This is a genomic window from Nonomuraea sp. NPDC003804 (assembly GCF_040610675.1).
Lineage (GTDB): Bacteria > Actinomycetota > Actinomycetes > Streptosporangiales > Streptosporangiaceae > Nonomuraea.
The window spans coordinates 358,129-375,235 of sequence record NZ_JBEXMT010000003.1; the positions used below are offsets into that span (position 1 = coordinate 358,129).

Genomic DNA, 17,107 nt, shown 5'->3' on the forward strand with positions numbered 1-17,107 from the left:
GATCATGCACATCCTCGCGACCGAGGGGCTGACCGAACGCTTCCCGACGGTGACCGCGCTGGACCAGTTGTCCATCACGGTCGGAGCCGGCGTCACGGGCCTGGTGGGCGCCAACGGGGCGGGCAAGTCGACGCTGATCAAGATCCTGCTCGGCCTGCTGCCGCCCACGGCCGGCCGCGCGGAGGTCCTGGGACTGGACGTGGTCACCCAGGGCCCGCGCATCCGCTCGCTCGTCGGCTACATGCCCGAGCACGACTGCCTGCCGCCCGACGTGTCCGCCACCGAGCTGGTCGTCCACCTCGCGCAGATCTCCGGGCTCCCGCGCACCGCCGCCCGCGAGCGCGCCGCCGACGTGCTGCGGCACGTCGGCCTGTACGAGGAGCGCTACCGCGCCATCGGCGGCTACTCCACCGGTATGAAGCAGCGCGTCAAGCTCGCCCAGGCGCTCGTCCACGACCCCAAGGTGGTGTTCCTGGACGAGCCGACCAACGGGCTCGACCCGCGGGGCCGCGACGAGATGCTCACGCTGATCAGGCGGATCGGCACCGAGTTCGGCATCAGCGTCCTGGTCACCTCCCACCTGCTCGGCGAGCTCGAACGCGTCTGCGACCACGTCATCGTCATCGACGGCGGGCGGCTGCTGCGCTCCAGCGCCATCACCGAGTTCACCCAGGCCACCCAGACCCTCACCGTCGAGGTCGAGGAGGGCGCCGAGCCGCTGGCGGCCAGGCTGGCCGAGCTCGGCCACTCCGCCGCCCCACACGGCCGCGGCCTGCTGGTCGACGTCAGCGGCCCCGAGACCTACGACGCCGTCCGCGACGCGGTGTGCGAGCTCGACCTGTGCCTCATCCGGCTCGAACAGGGCAGGCAGCGAATCGAGGACGTGTTCCGTGTCTGAGATCTACGACATCGGCTACCGCCACTACGACGGCGTACGGCTCGGCCGGGCCCACGCCGTACGCGCGCTGATCGTCCAGAACCTGCGCAGCCTCTTCGGGCTCGGGCGCAGGGCGCGCAGCAAGCTCATGCCGTTCCTGCTGGCCGGAGCCATGATGGTGCTGCCGGTGGTCTCCATCGCGCTGATGGCGCTGACCGGCCGCGTCGACATCGGCTACACCAACTACGCCATCATGATGCAGCCGGTCATCGCCATCTTCCTGGCCGCACAGTCGCCCACGATCACCGCGCCCGACCTGCGGTACAAGGTGCTGCCGCTGTACCTGTCGCGGCCCATCTCCTCCTCCGACTACGTCGCGGCCAAGGTGGCGGCGATGACCGCCGCGGTGTTCGCGCTGGTCGCCGTCCCGCTGACGGTGATGTTCGCCGGCGAGCTGCTCGTCGACCCGCCGGGCCCGCCGCACACCAAGGAGTACATCGGGGCCGTGGTCACGGCGCTGCTGCTGGCGCTGCTGCTGTCCACGTTCGGCCTGGCGCTCGCCTCCTTCACGCCGCGCCGCGGCCTGGGCGTCGCCTCCGTCATCGCGGTGTACCTGCTGGCCGCGGCCGTGCAGGGCGCGCTCTTCGCGGCCTTCGAGGGGCTGGGCCGTACCAGCCTGGCCGAGCTGTCGTGGCTGATCAACCCGTTCTTCCTCGTCGACGCGGTGCAGTCGTGGCTGTTCGGCACCACGCCCGCCAACGGCTACACCTACCCGCCCGGCGCCCTGGCCGCCCTCGTGGTCGTCGCGCTCATCGCGCTGAGCCTGGCGGCGTTCATCCTCCGCTACCGGAAGGCGGCCTCCCGGTGAAGATCGAGCTCGCCCAGGTCTCGCGTTGGTACGGCAACGTGGTGGCCGTCAACGACGTCACCATGACCATCGGCCCCGGCGTCACGGGCCTGCTCGGTCCGAACGGCGCGGGCAAGTCCACGCTCCTGCACATGATGGCCGGCTTCCTGGCGCCGTCGAGCGGCACGGTGACCGTCGACGGCGCCACCACCTGGAAGAACCACCACATCTACCGCCACATCGGACTGGTGCCCGAGCGTGAGGGGATCTACGGCTTCCTCACCGGCTGGCAGTTCGTGCTGTCGGCGGCCAAGCTGCACGGGCTGCCCTCGCCCGAGGACGCCGCCACCAAGGCCCTGGCCATGGTCGAGATGGAGGCGGCCAAGGACCGCCGCGTCGAGACCTACTCCAAGGGCATGAAGCAGCGCGTCAAGGTCGCCGCCGCCCTCGTCCACCAGCCGCAGGTGCTGCTGCTCGACGAGCCGTTCAACGGCATGGACCCGCGCCAGCGCCTCCAGCTGATGGACCTCATCACCGCCATGGGCACCGAGGGCCGGACGATCCTGTTCAGCTCGCACATCCTGGAGGAGGTCGAGCGGGTCGCCCAGCACATCGAGGTCGTCGTCGCCGGACGGCACGCCGCCTCGGGAGACTTCCGCCAGATCCGCCGCCTGATGACCGACCGGCCGCACCTGTTCAGGATCCGCTCGAGCGACGACAGGAAGCTGGCCGCCGCGCTCATCGCGGACAGGTCGGCGGCGGGCGTGACGCTCACCCCCAACGGCCTCGAGGTGCAGGCGGCCGAGTTCCGCCGCTTCACCTGGCTGCTGCCGCGCGTCGCCCAGCACGAGGGCGTCCACCTCCACCAGGTCTCCCCCGCCGACGAGGACCTGGAGAGCGTCTTCGCCTACCTGATCACAAGGAGTTCCTAGTGAACGGCGTCGTAGCGGGCATCACCTACCGCGCGGTCCTCGGCCGCCGCCGCATCCTGCTGCTCGTCCTGCTTCCCCTGGCCCTGGTCGGCATGGCGCTGCTGCTGCGGATGGTCGGCAGCGCGGACGAGCGGTCGGCGGTCGCGCTCATGCAGAGCTTCGCCATCGGGACCATGCTGCCGCTGCTCGGCCTGATCGCCGGCACCGACGTGATCGCGCCGGAGATCGACGACGGCACCGTCCTGCACCTGCTGTCCAAGCCGATCTCGCGGCCCGTCATCATCCAGACCAAGTTCGCCGTGGCCGCCTCGCTGCTGGCCCTGTTCGCCGCGGTGCCCACCTTCGTGTCGGCCTGGCTGCTGGTGGGCACCGAGTCGGGGGTCGCCGGCGGCTTCACGGTGGGTGCGCTGTGCGGCGGCATCGCCTACGCGGCGGTGTTCCTGCTGCTCGGGGTCATCACCAAGCACGCCGTCACCATCGGGATCATCTACGCGCTGGTGTGGGAGGGCCTGATCGGCAACCTGGTGTCAGGGGTCAGGCAGTTCTCGGTCCAGCAGTGGGCCAAGTCGATCGCCGACCAGATCAGCTCCTCGCCGTTCCTGACGGCGGACGTGAAACCCGGCTTCGCCATCCCGGCGCTGATCGTGGTGACGGTCGCCGCGGTCGTGTGGGCGGGCCAGCGGCTGCGCTCCTTCTCCCTGACCGGCGACGAGTAAGAGACCGTCCGGCAACACCAGGGGGGTACGGCACGCGCGTGCCGTACCCCCCTGGGAGAAACGCCGTCAGACGCAGGCGCTGCGGACCACGTCGGCCAGCCGGCCCGCGACCCTGCTGGCCTGCTCCTCCGACGAGGCCTCGACCATCACCCTGATCATCGGCTCGGTGCCGCTCGGCCTGATGAGGACGCGCCCCGTCTCGCCGAGCTCCGCCTCGGCCGCCGCCACCGCCTCCGACAGCTCCGGTGCGGCCGCCTTGCTCCTGTCGACGTCCTTGACGTTGATCAGGATCTGCGGCAGCGCGGTCATCACCTCGGCGAGGTCACGCAACGACCTGCCCGACCTGGCCACCACCGACAGCAGGTGCAGCGAGGTCAGCAGACCGTCGCCGGTCGTCGCGTGGTCGAGCAGGATCACGTGACCCGACTGCTCGCCGCCGAGGGTGTAGCCGTCGGCCTTCATCGCCTCCAGCACGTAGCGGTCGCCGACCGCGGTCTGGACGACCTCGATGCCCGCCTCGCGCATGGCGAGCTTGAAACCCAGGTTGGACATCACGGTCGCGACGACGGTGTTGCGCGCCAGCCGGTTCTCCTCGTGCATCGCCAGCGCCAGGATCGCCATGATCTGGTCGCCGTCGACCACCGCGCCCGTGTGGTCGACCGCCAGGCAGCGGTCGGCGTCGCCGTCGTAGGCGATGCCGAGGTCGGCGCCGCGCGAGACGACGACCTGCTGCAGCTTGTCGAGGTGGGTCGAGCCGCAGCCCGCGTTGATGTTCAGCCCGTCGGGACGGGCGCCGATCGCCTCCACCTGGGCGCCGGCCCGCAGCAGCGCCTCGGGCGCCACCACGCTGGCCGCGCCGTTGGCGCAGTCGACGACGATGTTGAGCCCGTCGAGCCGCCCGCCGAGCGTGTCGAGCAGGTGGGAGATGTAGCGGTCGGCCTCGCCGTACGCCTCGCGCACACGGCCGACGCCCGCGCCCACCGGGCGGTCCCAGCGCTCGCCCAGCCGCCGCTCGATCTCGTCCTCGACCGTGTCGGACAGCTTGAAGCCGCCGCGGGCCAGGAACTTGATGCCGTTGTCGGGGGCCGGATTGTGCGAGGCCGACAGCATGACGCCGAGGTCGGCGCCGAGCGCGGCCGTGAGATGAGCGACGGCAGGAGTGGGCAGGACGCCGAGACGCAGCACGTCCACCCCTGACGACGCGAGGCCGGCGACCACCGCGGCCTCCAGGAACTCACCTGAGGCGCGGGGGTCCCGGCCGACGACCGCCACCGGCCGCTTGTGGCCGGTGGCGGTGAAAGCGCCTGCATCGCCGAGAACGTGAGCCGCCGCGACCGAGAGGTCCATGGCGAGCTCGGCCGTGAGGTCGCGACCCGCGACCCCACGTATCCCGTCGGTGCCGAAAAGGCGCCCCAACTTAGCGCTTGCTGTACTGCGGAGCCTTACGGGCCTTCTTGAGGCCGTACTTCTTCCGCTCCGTGGCGCGGGCGTCACGGGTCAGGAAGCCGGCCTTCTTCAGCGGCGGGCGGTTGTTCTCGACGTCGAGGATCGCCAGCGCGCGGGACAGGCCCATGCGGAGGGCACCGGCCTGGCCGGTCACGCCGCCGCCGTCGATGCGGGCGATGACGTCGAAGGCCTCCTCGGCACCGAGCACCACGAAGGGCTCGTTGACGATCTGCTGGTGGACCTTGTTGGGGAAGTAGGTGTCAAGCGAACGACCGTTGATCGTCCACTTGCCGGTACCGGGGACGATGCGCACGCGGGCGATCGCCTCCTTGCGCCGGCCGGTGCCGTACGAGTTGCCCGTGGTGACGGGCTTGCGCACGGGAGCATCGGCGCCGGCAGCGGACTCGGTGGTGTACTCGGACGGGAAGTCCTCGCCGGAGTAGTCCTCCAGCTCGACCTCGACGGCCGTCTCGACACCGGTGGGCTCAGCCACGGTTCTCCTCAAATCTTTCGAACTACTACTGGGCGATCTGGGTGATCTCGAACGGCACGGGCTGCTGGGCCTGGTGCGGGTGGTCGGACCCGGCGTAGACCTTCAGCTTCTTGGCCATCTTCCGGCCGAGGGCGTTCTTCGGGAGCATGCCCTTGACGGCCTTCTCGACGGCGCGGTCGGGCCGCTTCTCCATCAGCTCGCCGTAGGTCACGGAACGCAGACCGCCCGGGTAGCCCGAGTGGCGGTAGGCCTTCTTCTGCTCGAGCTTGTTGCCGCTCAGCGAAACCTTGTCGGCGTTGATGACGATGACGAAGTCACCGGTGTCGACGTGGTTGGCGAAGATCGGCTTGTGCTTACCGCGGAGCAGGTTCGCGACGTGGCTGGCCAGCCGGCCCAGCACCACGTCAGTGGCGTCGATGACGTACCACTGACGCTGGATGTCGGCGGGCTTCGGTGTGTACGTGCGCACGGTCGTAGCCTTCTTTGATCGCGTCTTCGGCGCTGTCGGATGCGACAGCTCTATGGTCGGTCGGTGCGGGCGCACGACAGCCCGGACCTTCCGTCTCCAGCAGATGGGAGATGACGCCGGACGCGCCGCGCATCGGTCACAGACGGACCGACTCGCATACAACGAACGCTTAGGGTACCGCCACTCGCGGACACGGGTCAAAACGAGCGGAGACACCGCGGCACAGCTTACCTGCGGCACGGTTGTGTTTCGGTTCCCTGTAAGCCCTTCTCCGGCAATATCTGGCGTCCCTATCGTTGACTGCGGTATGTGGCAGACCCCTCACACCCGGCATCCCCAGCCGAGATCACGGCGCCGGAACCTCCTGGGCCTGCTGGCCTGCCTGCTGGCCGTCCTGTTCGCGGGCGTGCTCATCGGCAGGCTCTCGGTCAACCGCCTCGACGCCTCCGACCAGGTCTACCTCAACAACACCGCGCCGCCGTCCGCCACCGCCCCCACCCCGTCGGCCTCGGGGTCCCCGAGGAAGCCGCGCTCGAACGTGGAGAGCCGCGCCCGCCGTACGGTGAAGACCACCTCCACGCCGCGGCCCACCGTGCAGGCGCGCAGGAAGCCGACGGGGACGGTGGAGCCGGGAGTGGTGCGGGGAGAGGTGCCCGGCGACCCCACCACCGTCCTGGGCGCGCCGCTGCTGGAGGTCTCCCCCACCCTGGCCGCCCAGGTCGTCAGGCTGACCAACGCCGAACGCGTCCGCAAGGGCTGCGCCCCGCTGCGCGTCGACCGGCGGCTGACAAGTTCGGCGCGTGCCCACTCGGTGGAGATGGCCGAGTCGGGCAGGTTCGCCCACGACTCCCCCGACGGCTCCTCGCCGTGGCGGCGCATGGAGCGGGCCGGCTACCGCGACGGGGCCGCCGAGAACATCGGCCGCGGCTACTCCTCGGCCGAGGAGGCCGTGCGCGGCTGGATGGGCAGTCCCGCACACCGCCGCAACCTCCTGCATTGCGGCTACCGCGCGGTCGGCGTCGGCGTCGTGTCCGGGCCCGGCGGACCGTGGTGGACCCAGGACTTCGGGTTTTCGTGACCTCCCCGCAGGTAAACCCCGGCTAATCTCGGCGTATGGGTTCCACCAAGAAGACCGACGAAGCCCCCGCACCGCAGCGCAAAGCGATGTGGAGCCCCTACGACGAGGGCCCCCGCTCGTACACCCCGCTCTGGTTCGCCCTCGGCGGCCTGCTCGTCCTCGGGGGGCTCGTGGCCGGTCTCGTGGTGATGTGGAACACCGAAGGTCCCGACCCGACGGCCGACCCTGCGGGCCGCGTGAGCGCGCCGCCCGCCGACCAGCCCGTCGCACCCGCCGACAAGTACGGCTTCGCCGCCGCCCGCGAGAGCGACCCCGACACGCTCACACAGAAGGAGCTCTTCCCCAAGAAGAAGTTCACGGTCGACGGCCGCTCCTACACCGTGACGATTCTCAAGACCGACAAGAAGTGCGCCGACGCCACCGAGGGCGACAAGCTCGACAAGGCACTCAAGTCCGGCAAGTGCTCGCAGCTCATCCGGGCGACCTTCAAGGACAAGTCAGGGAAGATCATCGGCACCGTCGGCGTCGCCAACCTGCTGAACGGCAAGGCGTCGGCGAAGGTGGCCGCCTCGGTGCGCACCAAGGGCGAGAGCAAGCAGTTCGTGAAGCCGCTGGCGGGCAAGGACGAGATCACCAAGTTCGTCGGCGCGGGCGAGGCCAGCGTCCACGTGGCCACGCACGGCCACTACGCGATCATGCTCTACGTCCAGTTCAAGGACGGCCACAAGCCCGACAAGAAGGGCAGCAAGCAACTGGCGCAGGCGGGCGACGACGTGACCAACGCCTCCGTGTACCCGGCACTCGACTCACGTTCACTCACCGGCCGCCGCGGGGGCTGAGACCACTCAGTCGCCACCAAAAGGAGACAAACCGCCCGACCGATCCGCCCGAGAACACCCATACGGGCATGGCGATCTCCTGACTATGGTTAGGCTCCCCCTATGCGTGGCCAGGAATCTGGGTCTGAGCACGAGCGCCAGACGGACGGCTCAGCCGCACCGGCGACGCCACCGCCGAGTTTCGGCAGGCCGACGGTGCCGGCTCCATCAGCCTTCCAGGAAGGCGCCCCCGACGCGGCGCACGGATCGGCCTTCGCCGACGCGGCGCACGGAGACGCGCTGGCGGGTCCGCCGTACGCCGCCGGCCAGGTGACCGGCTCCGGTACGGCACCGGCCCAGCCGATCCCCGTCTACCAGGGACCGCCGCCCGGGCTGCCGGGCGCCGAGTCCGGCATGGCCGCCGACGGGGGTCACGCCCCCGCCGCCACCGGCCCGTGGGCACCACCGGAGCCCGCGACATCACCGGACGTCCCGGCACCGTGGGCCTCCGGTCCTCACGCTTCCTCCGGCACTCCGGGGGCCTGGACCTCCGGACCCTCCGGGCCCACCGACACCCCATGGACCTCCGGCCCCCCGGCACCCTCGGCGCCCCCCGGCCTCGTTTCCCCCGACACCCCGTGGACCACCGGTCCCACCCCGTCTTCGGACTCCTCCGGCCCGTGGACCGCCGGACCGGCCGCGTCCTCGAACGCTCCGCAGACCTCCGGACCCGCCGCATCCCCAGACATCCCGTGGACCACCGGTCCCACCCCGTCCTCCGACGCCTCCGGCCCCTGGCCCGCTGGACCGGCCGCCTCACGCGGCGCCGACGGACCGTGGATGACCCCGGAGGCCGCGGCCGGCCCGCACGCGGGATCCCCCTGGACGGCCGAGCCTCCGGCGACGCCGGACCCGGGAAGCCCGTGGGCACCCGAGTCCACGCCCGCACCGGCCGGAACCTCCTGGTCCCCCGAACACGCACCGCCCGGCGCCGGTGGCCCCTGGCCATCCGCCCCGGCGACCCCCGACGCGAACGGCCCCTGGACGCCTGGCGCGGCAACTCCCGACGCGAACGGCGCGTGGTCCCCTGATTCGGCGACCCCCGACGCGAACGGTCCCTGGACGCCTGGCGCGGCGACTCCCGACGCGAACGGCCCGTGGTCGCCCGAGCCCGCCGCCGCGGCCGCGCGCCCGTCTGCCGGTGAGGACGCGGGACGGCCCCTTGACCCCGCAGGAAGCGCGGGACGCCCCGTCCACGCGAAGGACACAGACCGGCCCACCGGCGTCGAGCAGGCGGGACGGCCCGCCGGTGCCGAGGACGCGGGACACCCCGACGGCGGCAACGGCGCCGGCCGGAGCGACGGCAGCAACGACACAGGCCGGACCGACGGCGTCGAGGACGCGACGGTCGAGCACCGCAGGCCCGACAACCGGCCGCTGTCCGCGTCCCCCAGCGTGCCCGCCGAGACCTGGACGGCCGCCCAGCCGTGGTCGCAGGCCGACGACGCCCAGCCCTACGACTGGTTCGCCGACCCCGAGCCAGGCGCGCAGGACCCGCACGCCGGCCCCCGGCCCGCCACCCCCTCACCCTCCGGGCCTCAGCCCGTTGCCGGGCCACACGCCGGAACCGAGGCCGCACCCACCGCGCGCCCCGGCGTCCCACAGCATGCCGCCTGGGCACCTCCGGGCGCCGTCCAGCCACCCTCAGGCGCCCCCCTTCCCCCGGTACCCGGAGCCCCGTACACCCCGCTGCCCGGCGCCCCCCAGCCTCCGGCGCCCAACGGCTGGCAGGCCGACAACCCCGGCTCCGCACAGCCCCCCAACCCCGGCATCCCGCAAGCCCCCAACCCCGGCATCCCGCAGACCCCCAACTCCGGCACCCCGCACGCCCCCTGGGCGCCGGCCGCCGGGCAGGCGCAGGCCCCGTGGGCACCCCCGCACGGCGGGCAGCCCACCCCCGGGACATTCGGGGCCCCCGGGACACTCGGGACCCCCGGGACCACTGGGGCGCAGCACGCCCCCGCACCGCAGGGCGAGCCGTGGACGCCGTCTCCCGAGGCCTGGTACATCCAGCCCGATCAGGCCACATCCACCTGGCAGCCCCCGCAGGCCTTCACCGCGGCCGCCGCGGGCATGAAGGTCTGGCCGTCGGCCACCGCCGATGTCGCGGGCATGCCACCGTGGCCCGCCGCGACCGGCGAACCCATCGGCGACCACGAAGGCTTCCAGGACGGCTTCCAGGACGGCAACACCGTCGGCTCCGGCCCGACGGTCCCGTTCGCCCCCAATGCCGGCCCGGACCGGACGGCCTCGCACCCCTCCGACACCGACCCCGGCGCCACGAACCCGGCTTCCGCCGACACGGGTGACGCTACGGCCACCTCCGACCCCGGCGCGCCGGACCCGGCAGCCACCGGCAGAGGTCACGGCACGACAGGCCCCACCGACGGCGACGACACGACGGTCCCCACCGACTCCCCCGGCGGTTACGGCACGACGGCCGCCACCAACTCTCCCGGCGGTTACGGCACGACGGCCCCCACGGCCTTCGACGGAGATCACGCGACGGCCGCCGCCGACAACACCGACCCCGGGATGACGGTCTCGTTCGCGCACAGCGCCGAGCCCGGCGACGTCCCCGTCTGGCCGCCGCACCAGCCTGCCGCCGACGGCGCCGGCGACCGCGTCCCTGACCTCCCGTTCGACAGCTCCACCTGGGGACGTTCCAGGGGCACCGAGCCTCCCGCCGACGTGCTCGACGACGTTATCGACGACGCCCCATCGGCGACCGCTCCGGGCCACCGTCCCACCTCGTCGGAGCCCGTCCCCGGCCACCACTCCTCCGTCCCGCCGGCGACCGATGCCGGCGGCCGGTCCGGCACCTCTCCGGCGAGCGACCCCGTCGCCGGTGACGCTCTCAGCGCGGACCCGCCCCACTCCGGCACCCCCACCGGAGCAACACCAGACCCGGGCTCACCCAGCACAGCCCGGCCCGCCACGGCCGCGCCCGGCACAGCCGAGCCGATCTCAGGCGCAACCGACACATCCGGACCCGACGCGGCCGGACCCGACGCGGCCGGACCCGACGCGGCCGGACCCAACGCACACGGATCCAACGCAGGCGGACCCGACGCACACGGATCCAACGCAGCCGGACCCGACGCACACGGATCCAACGCAGCCGGACCCGACGCACACGGATCCAACGCAGCCGGACCCGGCTCGGCGGCCTCCACCGCGGACGCGTCCTCCGGCACGCCCACCGCAGGCGGATCCGATCCGCAGGCGTCGGGCACCGACGGAACGGCCCCGCACGCCAACGGCACGGCGGCGGGCGACGCCCCGCACGACGACCCATCGCCGACCTTCGGAGCCATCCCGCTGCCCCCGACCCAGCCCCCAGCCGGCCTTCCCGCGCTGCACGCCCCGACCGGCGACGGCTCGGCCACGCCGCCCGCCGTACCGGAAGGGTCGAGCGTCGCGGACCTGCCGACGCCGCCGCACGGCGCGCCGGTGGCGTCCTTCGATCCGTTCGCGCCGATGCCGCAGGGCGGCGTCGCGCCCGCGCTCGAGCCGCCCTCCACCGAGCCGGGCAAGGGCAAGATCGCGCTGATGGCGACGCTCGGTGTCCTCATCGTGGCCGGGGTCGCCACCGGCGGCTTCTTCGCCTACCGCTCGATGAGCACGGCACAGCCGGCCGACAGCGCCTCCGCGGCCCCCAGCGCCAGGCCGTCCGCGGGCGACGACCCGCTGGCCAGCTCGCTGCTCAACTCCGAGGGCACCGACCCCGAGAAGATGTCGATCAACGAGGCGTTCCCCGACCAGAAGGTCGACCTCGGCGGTCGGGTCTACACGCGGGTCAAGGTCGACCTGTCCGACGACTGCCAGAAGGCGGCCGCGGGGCCGTTCGCCACGGCGCTGCGCGACCAGAAGTGCAGCCGCGTGCTGAGGGCGACCTACGTCGACGACAAGAAGCGCTACGCCGTCACCACCGGCATCGCCGTCCTGCCGACCAAGGAGGCGGCCGTCTCGGCCGACCAGGCGAAGGACCTCGACAAGAACCTGTGGTTCAAGCCGCTGCCCGGCGCGGCGTCCAGCGGCGCCGACCGGGTCCACATCGCGGGCGGGTACGCGGCGGGGCTGCTGTGGGGTCGCTACATCGTCTTCAGCTACGCGACGTTCGCCGACGGCCACACCCCGACCGCCAAGGAGAAGAGCCTGGGCGACGTCAGCGGCGCCTTCCGCGACCACACCTCGCTGGTGCTGGAACGCAGGATCACCGAGTGACGCGCGCGTGAGGCGGGCGCCGTCGCCGGGTCAGGGGCGACGGCACAGCCAGGAGCCCGGACGGCACCAGCCCGACACGCGGCACCACCCGGCAAGCACGGCATCACCCGGCGAGCACGGCAGCACCCGGCGAGCACCGCGTCACCCGGCGAGCGTGCGGACCCTGCGGGTGGCGGCCGCCCTGGCGGCCAGTTCCTCGTCCGGCGGATAGCTGACCTCTTCGAGGCACAGACCGTGGGCGGGCGCGACGTGCACCCCCGAGTCCCGTACGGCTCCCGCCAACACCCTCGACGGCCACTCCACGGGTCGCCTGCCGTCTCCCACGGCCAGCAGGCACCCGACGAGGGCCCTGACCATCGAGTGGCAGAACGCGTCGGCCACGACGGTCGCCTCGAGCACGCCGGACTCCGTGCGCACCCAGTCGAGCCGCTGCAGTTCCCTGATCGTGGTGGCGCCTTCCCGCCTCTTGCAGAAGGCGGCGAAGTCGTGCTCGCCGAGCAGTTGCGCGGCCCCGGCCTTCATCGCGTCGAGGTCGAGCGGACGCGCGTGCCAGACGATCTCGTCGCGGCGCAGCGGGTCGCCGCCGCCGGGCGCGTCGTGCACGCGGTAGACGTAACGCCGGGAGAGCGCGGAGAAACGCGCGTCGAAGCCCTCAGGAGCCACGCTGACGCGATGAACCCGCACATCCGGCGGCAGGACCCCGGCAAGCCGCCGCAGGAGCGTGGAGAGCCGCTCATCGACGCTCTCCTCGACGGCGGGCTCGCCCTTGCGGCGGTTGCGCTCCAGTTCCCCGAGCGCCGCCACGGGCAGGTCGACGTGGGCGACCTGGCCGCGCGCGTGGACGCCGGCGTCCGTACGGCCGGCCACGGTGAGCGCGACCTCGCCCAGTCTGAGGATCTTGCAGAGCGCGTCCTCGAGCTCGCCCTGCACCGTGCGCCGTCCCGGCTGGCGGGCCCAGCCGGAGAAGCCGGTGCCGTCGTAGCCGAGGTCGAGGCGGAGCCGAACCACGATCATCCTCCTGCGTGAAACGGGGAAGGCCCGGCACCCAGAAGGGTGCCGGGCCCGTGAGCCTGAAAGATCAGGCCTCGTCCTTCTTCGCCTCGTCGGCCGGAGCCTCGGCGCTCTCCTCGGCCTTGGCCTCGGTGCTCTCCTCGGCGGCCTCCGCGACGGCCTCGGTGATCTCCTCCACGGCCTCGGCGGCCGGGGCGGCGGCCGGAGCCGTGCGACGGGTGGCGACCTGGTTCAGCGCCTCGCCCACCAGCTCGATGACCGCCATGGGCGCGTTGTCGCCCTTACGGTTGCCGATCTTGGTGATGCGGGTGTAGCCACCGGGACGCTCGGCGAAAGTCGTCGCGATCTCGGTGAAGAGGTGGTGGACGACGCCCTTGTCCTTGACGACGGTCAGCACCTGGCGACGGTTGTGGATGTCGCCCTTCTTGGCCTTGGTGATGAGGCGCTCCGCCAGCGGGCGGACGCGCTTGGCCTTGGCCACGGTGGTGGTGATGCGGCCGTGGCGGAACAGGTCCGTGGCGAGGTTCGCCAGGATCAGCCGCTCGTGAGCCGGGCTGCCGCCAAGACGTGCACCCTTGGTGGGCTTGGGCATTGCGTTCTCCTTGAGAGTGAACCCGCCCCGGCCGTGTCAGGTACCGGAGTCGAGCCGCCAGGCCTCCCGCAGGAGGCCCGCGATATCCAGCTGCGCCGGCCCGGAAGGTTCCGGGCCGCATGGTCCCCGGCGGTGGCGACGTCTGGTCGTCCAGACTCCCGCCCCATCCGGAGCTCCCGCTTCCAGGGGCCCGGATCGCCGGGGCCGCGAGGGCGGCGCCCCCGCGGTTCGGGCGAGGGACCTGGTCCCTCGCCCTCGGCCTGCTAGTACTGCTCGGTCTCGACGTACGCGCTGTCGTCGTCGTCGTAGCCGCCGCCGGCCACCGCGCTCGGGTCGAACCCGGGCGGGGAGTCCTTGAGCGCCAGCGACATCTCGTGCAGCTTCTGCTTGACCTCTTCGATCGACTTGGCGCCGAAGTTCCTGATGTCGAGCAGGTCCTGCTCGCTGCGGGCCACGAGCTCACCCACGGTGTGGATGCCCTCGCGCTTGAGGCAGTTGTAGGAGCGGACCGTGAGGTTGAGCTCCTCGATCGGCAGCGCCAGGTCGGCGGCGAGCGCCGCGTCCGTCGGCGACGGGCCGATGTCGATGCCCTCGGCCTCGACGTTGAGCTCACGGGCCAGGCCGAACAGCTCGACGAGGGTCTTGCCCGCGGAGGCCACCGCGTCGCGGGGCTTCATCGCGGCCTTGGTCTCGACGTCGAGGATCAGCCGGTCGAAGTCGGTGCGCTGCTCGACACGGGTGGCCTCGACCTTGTAGGTGACCTTGAGCACCGGGGAGTAGATGGAGTCGATCGGGATGCGACCGATCTCCTGGCCCGGCTGCTTGTTCTGCGCGGCGGAGACGTAGCCGCGACCGCGCTCGACGGTCAGCTCCATCTCCAGCTTCGCCTTGCCGTTCAGCGTGGCGATGCGCAGGTCGGGGTTGTGCACCTCGACACCGGCCGGCGGCGCGATGTCGGCGGCGGTGACCTCGCCGGGGCCCTGCTTGCGCAGGTACATCACGACGGGCTCGTCGTGCTCCGAGGAGACGACCAGTTCCTTGAGGTTGAGGATGATGTCGGTGACGTCTTCCTTCACCCCGGGAACGGTCGAGAACTCGTGCAGGACGCCCTCGATGCGGATGCTCGTCACGGCCGCGCCCGGGATGGACGACAGCAGCGTGCGGCGCAGCGAGTTGCCGATGGTGTAGCCGAAGCCCGGCTCCAGCGGCTCGATGACGAACTTGGACCGGGTCTCGTCGATCGACTCTTCGAGAAGAGTCGGACGCTGAGCGATCAGCATGTTTCGGGATCTCCCCTTGTCGTGTGGCGCCCGCTATATGACACCACTCCGATGAACAGCCTAAATGGGGTACGGCATGCCGTACCCCATTTGACCCTCGCGGACAGGGAATCCCATCCACGAGGGAAGACGCCCGCCGAAGCGAGCAGTGGCGGCGCGCCCGCGAGGGGCACGCCGCCCGTACGGCCTACTTGGAGTAGAGCTCGACGATCAGCTGCTCCTGGACCTGGGTGTCGATCTGCTGGCGAACCGGCAGCTGGTGAACCAGGACGCGGAGCTTCTCCGGCACGACGCCGAGCCACGCCGGGACCGTCCTGTCGCCCGCGGTCGCCTTGGCGACCTCGTACGGCATCAGGTTGACGGCCTTCTCGCGGACCTCGACGATGTCGTGCTCGCGGACGCGGTACGACGGGATGTCGACCTTCTTGCCGTTCACCAGGATGTGGCCGTGACGGACCTGCTGGCGAGCGGCGTCGCGCGACTGGGCGAAACCGGCGCGGTAGACCACGTTGTCGAGACGGCTCTCCAGGATCTGGAGAAGGTTCTCGCCGGTCTTGCCGCCCTTCTTGTTGGCTTCCTCGTAGTAGTTGCGGAACTGCTTCTCGAGGACGCCGTAGATGCGGCGGGTCTTCTGCTTCTCACGAAGCTGGAGCTGGTACTCAGACTCCTTGGGACGGCCGCGACCGTGCTCACCCGGCGGGTAAGGACGGATCTCGATGGGGCACTTCGCGGACTCGCACTTGCTGCCCTTGAGGAAGAGCTTGGTCTTCTCGCGACGGCAGAGCTTGCAGTCCGCACCCGTGTAACGAGCCATTTCTGTCTATCTCCTGGGTGTCAGACGCGGCGGCGCTTCGGCGGACGGCAGCCGTTGTGCGGAACCGGGGTCACGTCCTGGATCGAGCCGACCTCGAGGCCGGTCGCCTGCAGCGAACGGATCGCGGTCTCACGGCCGGAGCCGGGGCCCTTGACGAAGACGTCGACCTTGCGCATGCCGTGCTCCATGGCGCGGCGAGCGGCGTTCTCCGCGGCCATCTGAGCGGCGAACGGGGTGGACTTACGGGAGCCCTTGAAACCCACGTGGCCGGCGCTGGCCCAGGAGATCACGTTCCCGTTCGGGTCGGTGATCGAAACGATCGTGTTGTTGAACGTGCTCTTGATGTGCGCGTGGCCGTGAGCGACGTTCTTCTTTTCCTTGCGGCGCACCTTCTTCGGCGCACCCTGGCGGCTCTTAGGAGGCATTCCTTGCCTTCACTCCTGAGGTCTTCGGTCCGACAGCTGCGCGGACTACTTCTTACCGGGCTTCTTCTTACCGGCGACGGTCTTCTTCTTGCCCTTACGGGTGCGCGCGTTGGTCTGGGTGCGCTGGCCGTGGACGGGCAGACCCTTGCGGTGACGGATGCCCTGGTAGCAGCCGATTTCGATCTTGCGGCGGATGTCGGCCTGGACCTCGCGGCGCAGGTCACCCTCGATCTTGAAGTTCGCCTCGATGTAGTCACGCATCGGGACGAGCTCAGCGTCGGTGAGCTGGTGCACACGCAGGTCGCCGCTGACGCCGGTGGCCTGGAGGATCTCCAGGGCGCGGGTGCGGCCGATTCCGTAGATGTAGGTGAGAGCGATCTCCAGCCGCTTCTCGCGGGGGAGGTCGACGCCAACCAGGCGAGCCATGGTCGGGCATTCTCCTTCACAGTGGCGGAGGTCTTGCGCCCCACTCCCCTCCCCATGCCCGGGGTGAGGGCCCCGGCCTCCGACCGGGGGTGTCCCACTCGCGTGGGTGTGAAACGCGCTTACTGACTCAGGCTTCTCATGCGTCGAGCCCGCTCCCGATCAAGGGGCGGACTCGGAGAAGCCTTCGCGACTAGCCCTGGCGCTGCTTGTGGCGCAGGTTGTCGCAGATCACCATGACGCGACCGTGCCGGCGGATCACCTTGCACTTGTCGCAGATCTTCTTGACGCTCGGCTTAACCTTCATAGTCCTTCGTGATCCTCAGACGTTTTACTTGTATCGGTAGACGATCCGCCCACGACTCAGGTCGTAAGGGCTCAGTTCTACGACTACCCGGTCGTCGGGCAGGATCCGGATGTAGTGCATCCGCATCCGTCCGCTGATGTGGGCCAGGACCTTATGGCCGTTGTCGAGTTGCACCCTGAACATCGCGTTCGGGAGCGACTCAACCACAGTGCCCTCGATCTCGATGGCGCCGTCTTTCTTGGCCATGTCCCTCGCGTTTCACTGATCGGTCGTCTGAGGTATCGGTCACTAA

Annotated in this window: 18 protein-coding genes; 7 read left to right on the forward strand and 11 right to left on the reverse strand. The window is 71.0% G+C overall.

Going from position 1 to position 17,107, the window contains the following annotated elements:
* The first annotated feature begins 4 nt into the window (after nucleotides 1–4).
* From ABZX22_RS05950 to ABZX22_RS05965, 4 genes are read left to right on the forward strand one after another with little or no spacing between them, the layout of a single operon-like run.
* Complete coding sequence (locus tag ABZX22_RS05950) at nucleotides 5–898, forward strand: ABC transporter ATP-binding protein (RefSeq protein WP_354906441.1); 894 nt, start codon at nucleotides 5–7, stop codon at nucleotides 896–898.
* A complete protein-coding gene (locus ABZX22_RS05955) occupies nucleotides 891–1,745 on the forward strand; it encodes an ABC transporter permease subunit (RefSeq protein ID WP_354906442.1) in 855 nt (284 codons plus the stop codon). The genes ABZX22_RS05950 and ABZX22_RS05955 overlap by 8 nt, the downstream gene beginning before the upstream one ends.
* Nucleotides 1,742–2,656, forward strand: coding sequence for an ABC transporter ATP-binding protein (locus ABZX22_RS05960; RefSeq protein WP_354906443.1), 915 nt, complete (start codon nucleotides 1,742–1,744; stop codon nucleotides 2,654–2,656). The genes ABZX22_RS05955 and ABZX22_RS05960 overlap by 4 nt, the downstream gene beginning before the upstream one ends.
* Complete coding sequence (locus tag ABZX22_RS05965; protein ID WP_354906444.1) at nucleotides 2,656–3,372, forward strand: ABC transporter permease subunit; 717 nt, start codon at nucleotides 2,656–2,658, stop codon at nucleotides 3,370–3,372. Before ABZX22_RS05960 ends, ABZX22_RS05965 begins: the two co-directional genes overlap by 1 nt.
* 66 nt (nucleotides 3,373–3,438) lie before the next feature.
* Here ABZX22_RS05965 and glmM read toward each other — a convergent pair whose 3' ends face one another.
* From glmM to rplM, 3 genes are read right to left on the reverse strand one after another with little or no spacing between them, the layout of a single operon-like run.
* Entirely contained in the window at nucleotides 3,439–4,788 is a 1,350-nt protein-coding gene (gene glmM / locus ABZX22_RS05970) for a phosphoglucosamine mutase (protein WP_354906446.1), read from the reverse strand.
* 1 nt (nucleotide 4,789) lies between these two features.
* Nucleotides 4,790–5,311 carry a 30S ribosomal protein S9 gene (gene rpsI / locus ABZX22_RS05975; protein WP_354906448.1) on the reverse strand — a complete coding sequence of 174 codons (522 nt, stop codon included), beginning with the start codon at nucleotides 5,309–5,311 and terminating at the stop codon, nucleotides 4,790–4,792.
* Between the two features lie 25 nt (nucleotides 5,312–5,336).
* Nucleotides 5,337–5,780 (reverse strand): 50S ribosomal protein L13, encoded by a 444-nt coding sequence (gene rplM, locus ABZX22_RS05980; protein ID WP_354906450.1) that lies wholly within the window; start codon nucleotides 5,778–5,780, stop codon nucleotides 5,337–5,339.
* A 307-nt stretch (nucleotides 5,781–6,087) separates the two neighbouring features.
* Between rplM and ABZX22_RS05985 the strand changes: the two genes are divergently transcribed.
* From ABZX22_RS05985 to ABZX22_RS05995, 3 genes are all read left to right on the forward strand, one after another.
* Nucleotides 6,088–6,858, forward strand: a complete 771-nt coding sequence (locus ABZX22_RS05985; protein ID WP_354906451.1) for a CAP domain-containing protein — start codon at nucleotides 6,088–6,090, stop codon at nucleotides 6,856–6,858.
* A 35-nt stretch (nucleotides 6,859–6,893) separates the two neighbouring features.
* Nucleotides 6,894–7,697, forward strand: a complete 804-nt coding sequence (locus tag ABZX22_RS05990) for a hypothetical protein (protein ID WP_354906453.1) — start codon at nucleotides 6,894–6,896, stop codon at nucleotides 7,695–7,697.
* An 819-nt stretch (nucleotides 7,698–8,516) separates the two neighbouring features.
* Nucleotides 8,517–11,963 carry a hypothetical protein gene (locus ABZX22_RS05995; RefSeq protein WP_354906455.1) on the forward strand — a complete coding sequence of 1,149 codons (3,447 nt, stop codon included), beginning with the start codon at nucleotides 8,517–8,519 and terminating at the stop codon, nucleotides 11,961–11,963.
* Between the two features lie 141 nt (nucleotides 11,964–12,104).
* Here ABZX22_RS05995 and truA read toward each other — a convergent pair whose 3' ends face one another.
* From truA to infA, 8 genes are all read right to left on the reverse strand, one after another.
* Entirely contained in the window at nucleotides 12,105–12,977 is an 873-nt protein-coding gene (gene truA / locus ABZX22_RS06000) for a tRNA pseudouridine(38-40) synthase TruA (RefSeq protein ID WP_354906456.1), read from the reverse strand.
* Between the two features lie 64 nt (nucleotides 12,978–13,041).
* Complete coding sequence (rplQ, locus tag ABZX22_RS06005) at nucleotides 13,042–13,566, reverse strand: 50S ribosomal protein L17 (RefSeq protein WP_354906457.1); 525 nt, start codon at nucleotides 13,564–13,566, stop codon at nucleotides 13,042–13,044.
* 263 nt (nucleotides 13,567–13,829) lie between these two features.
* The gene (locus ABZX22_RS06010; RefSeq protein ID WP_354906459.1) at nucleotides 13,830–14,846 is read right to left on the reverse strand and encodes a DNA-directed RNA polymerase subunit alpha; all 1,017 of its coding nucleotides are present in this window, start codon (nucleotides 14,844–14,846) and stop codon (nucleotides 13,830–13,832) included.
* 187 nt (nucleotides 14,847–15,033) lie between these two features.
* The gene (rpsD, locus tag ABZX22_RS06015) at nucleotides 15,034–15,660 is read right to left on the reverse strand and encodes a 30S ribosomal protein S4 (RefSeq protein WP_354906460.1); all 627 of its coding nucleotides are present in this window, start codon (nucleotides 15,658–15,660) and stop codon (nucleotides 15,034–15,036) included.
* Between the two features lie 20 nt (nucleotides 15,661–15,680).
* Entirely contained in the window at nucleotides 15,681–16,085 is a 405-nt protein-coding gene (rpsK, locus tag ABZX22_RS06020; RefSeq protein WP_020542285.1) for a 30S ribosomal protein S11, read from the reverse strand.
* A gap of 45 nt (nucleotides 16,086–16,130) precedes the next feature.
* Nucleotides 16,131–16,511: a 30S ribosomal protein S13 gene (gene rpsM / locus ABZX22_RS06025; protein ID WP_354906462.1), complete on the reverse strand. Its 381-nt coding sequence runs from the start codon at nucleotides 16,509–16,511 to the stop codon at nucleotides 16,131–16,133.
* A gap of 190 nt (nucleotides 16,512–16,701) precedes the next feature.
* Complete coding sequence (gene rpmJ / locus ABZX22_RS06030) at nucleotides 16,702–16,815, reverse strand: 50S ribosomal protein L36 (RefSeq protein ID WP_003956441.1); 114 nt, start codon at nucleotides 16,813–16,815, stop codon at nucleotides 16,702–16,704.
* A gap of 24 nt (nucleotides 16,816–16,839) precedes the next feature.
* Nucleotides 16,840–17,061 (reverse strand): translation initiation factor IF-1, encoded by a 222-nt coding sequence (gene infA, locus ABZX22_RS06035; RefSeq protein WP_012887858.1) that lies wholly within the window; start codon nucleotides 17,059–17,061, stop codon nucleotides 16,840–16,842.
* Between the last annotated feature and the right edge of the window lie 46 nt (nucleotides 17,062–17,107).

Excerpts from the sequence above, each read along its gene's own strand:
- ABZX22_RS05950 (WP_354906441.1), top strand. The coding sequence starts at position 5 with ATGCACATCCTCGCGACCGAGGGGCTGACCGAACGCTTCCCGACGGTG.
- ABZX22_RS05985 (WP_354906451.1), top strand. The coding sequence starts at position 6,088 with ATGTGGCAGACCCCTCACACCCGGCATCCCCAGCCGAGATCACGGCGC.
- ABZX22_RS05990 (WP_354906453.1), top strand. The coding sequence starts at position 6,894 with ATGGGTTCCACCAAGAAGACCGACGAAGCCCCCGCACCGCAGCGCAAA.
- ABZX22_RS05995 (WP_354906455.1), top strand. The coding sequence starts at position 8,517 with ATGACCCCGGAGGCCGCGGCCGGCCCGCACGCGGGATCCCCCTGGACG.
- truA (WP_354906456.1), bottom strand. The coding sequence starts at position 12,977 with ATGATCGTGGTTCGGCTCCGCCTCGACCTCGGCTACGACGGCACCGGC.
- rplQ (WP_354906457.1), bottom strand. The coding sequence starts at position 13,566 with ATGCCCAAGCCCACCAAGGGTGCACGTCTTGGCGGCAGCCCGGCTCAC.
- ABZX22_RS06010 (WP_354906459.1), bottom strand. The coding sequence starts at position 14,846 with ATGCTGATCGCTCAGCGTCCGACTCTTCTCGAAGAGTCGATCGACGAG.
- rpsD (WP_354906460.1), bottom strand. The coding sequence starts at position 15,660 with ATGGCTCGTTACACGGGTGCGGACTGCAAGCTCTGCCGTCGCGAGAAG.
- rpsK (WP_020542285.1), bottom strand. The coding sequence starts at position 16,085 with ATGCCTCCTAAGAGCCGCCAGGGTGCGCCGAAGAAGGTGCGCCGCAAG.
- rpsM (WP_354906462.1), bottom strand. The coding sequence starts at position 16,511 with ATGGCTCGCCTGGTTGGCGTCGACCTCCCCCGCGAGAAGCGGCTGGAG.
- rpmJ (WP_003956441.1), bottom strand. The coding sequence starts at position 16,815 with ATGAAGGTTAAGCCGAGCGTCAAGAAGATCTGCGACAAGTGCAAGGTG.
- infA (WP_012887858.1), bottom strand. The coding sequence starts at position 17,061 with ATGGCCAAGAAAGACGGCGCCATCGAGATCGAGGGCACTGTGGTTGAG.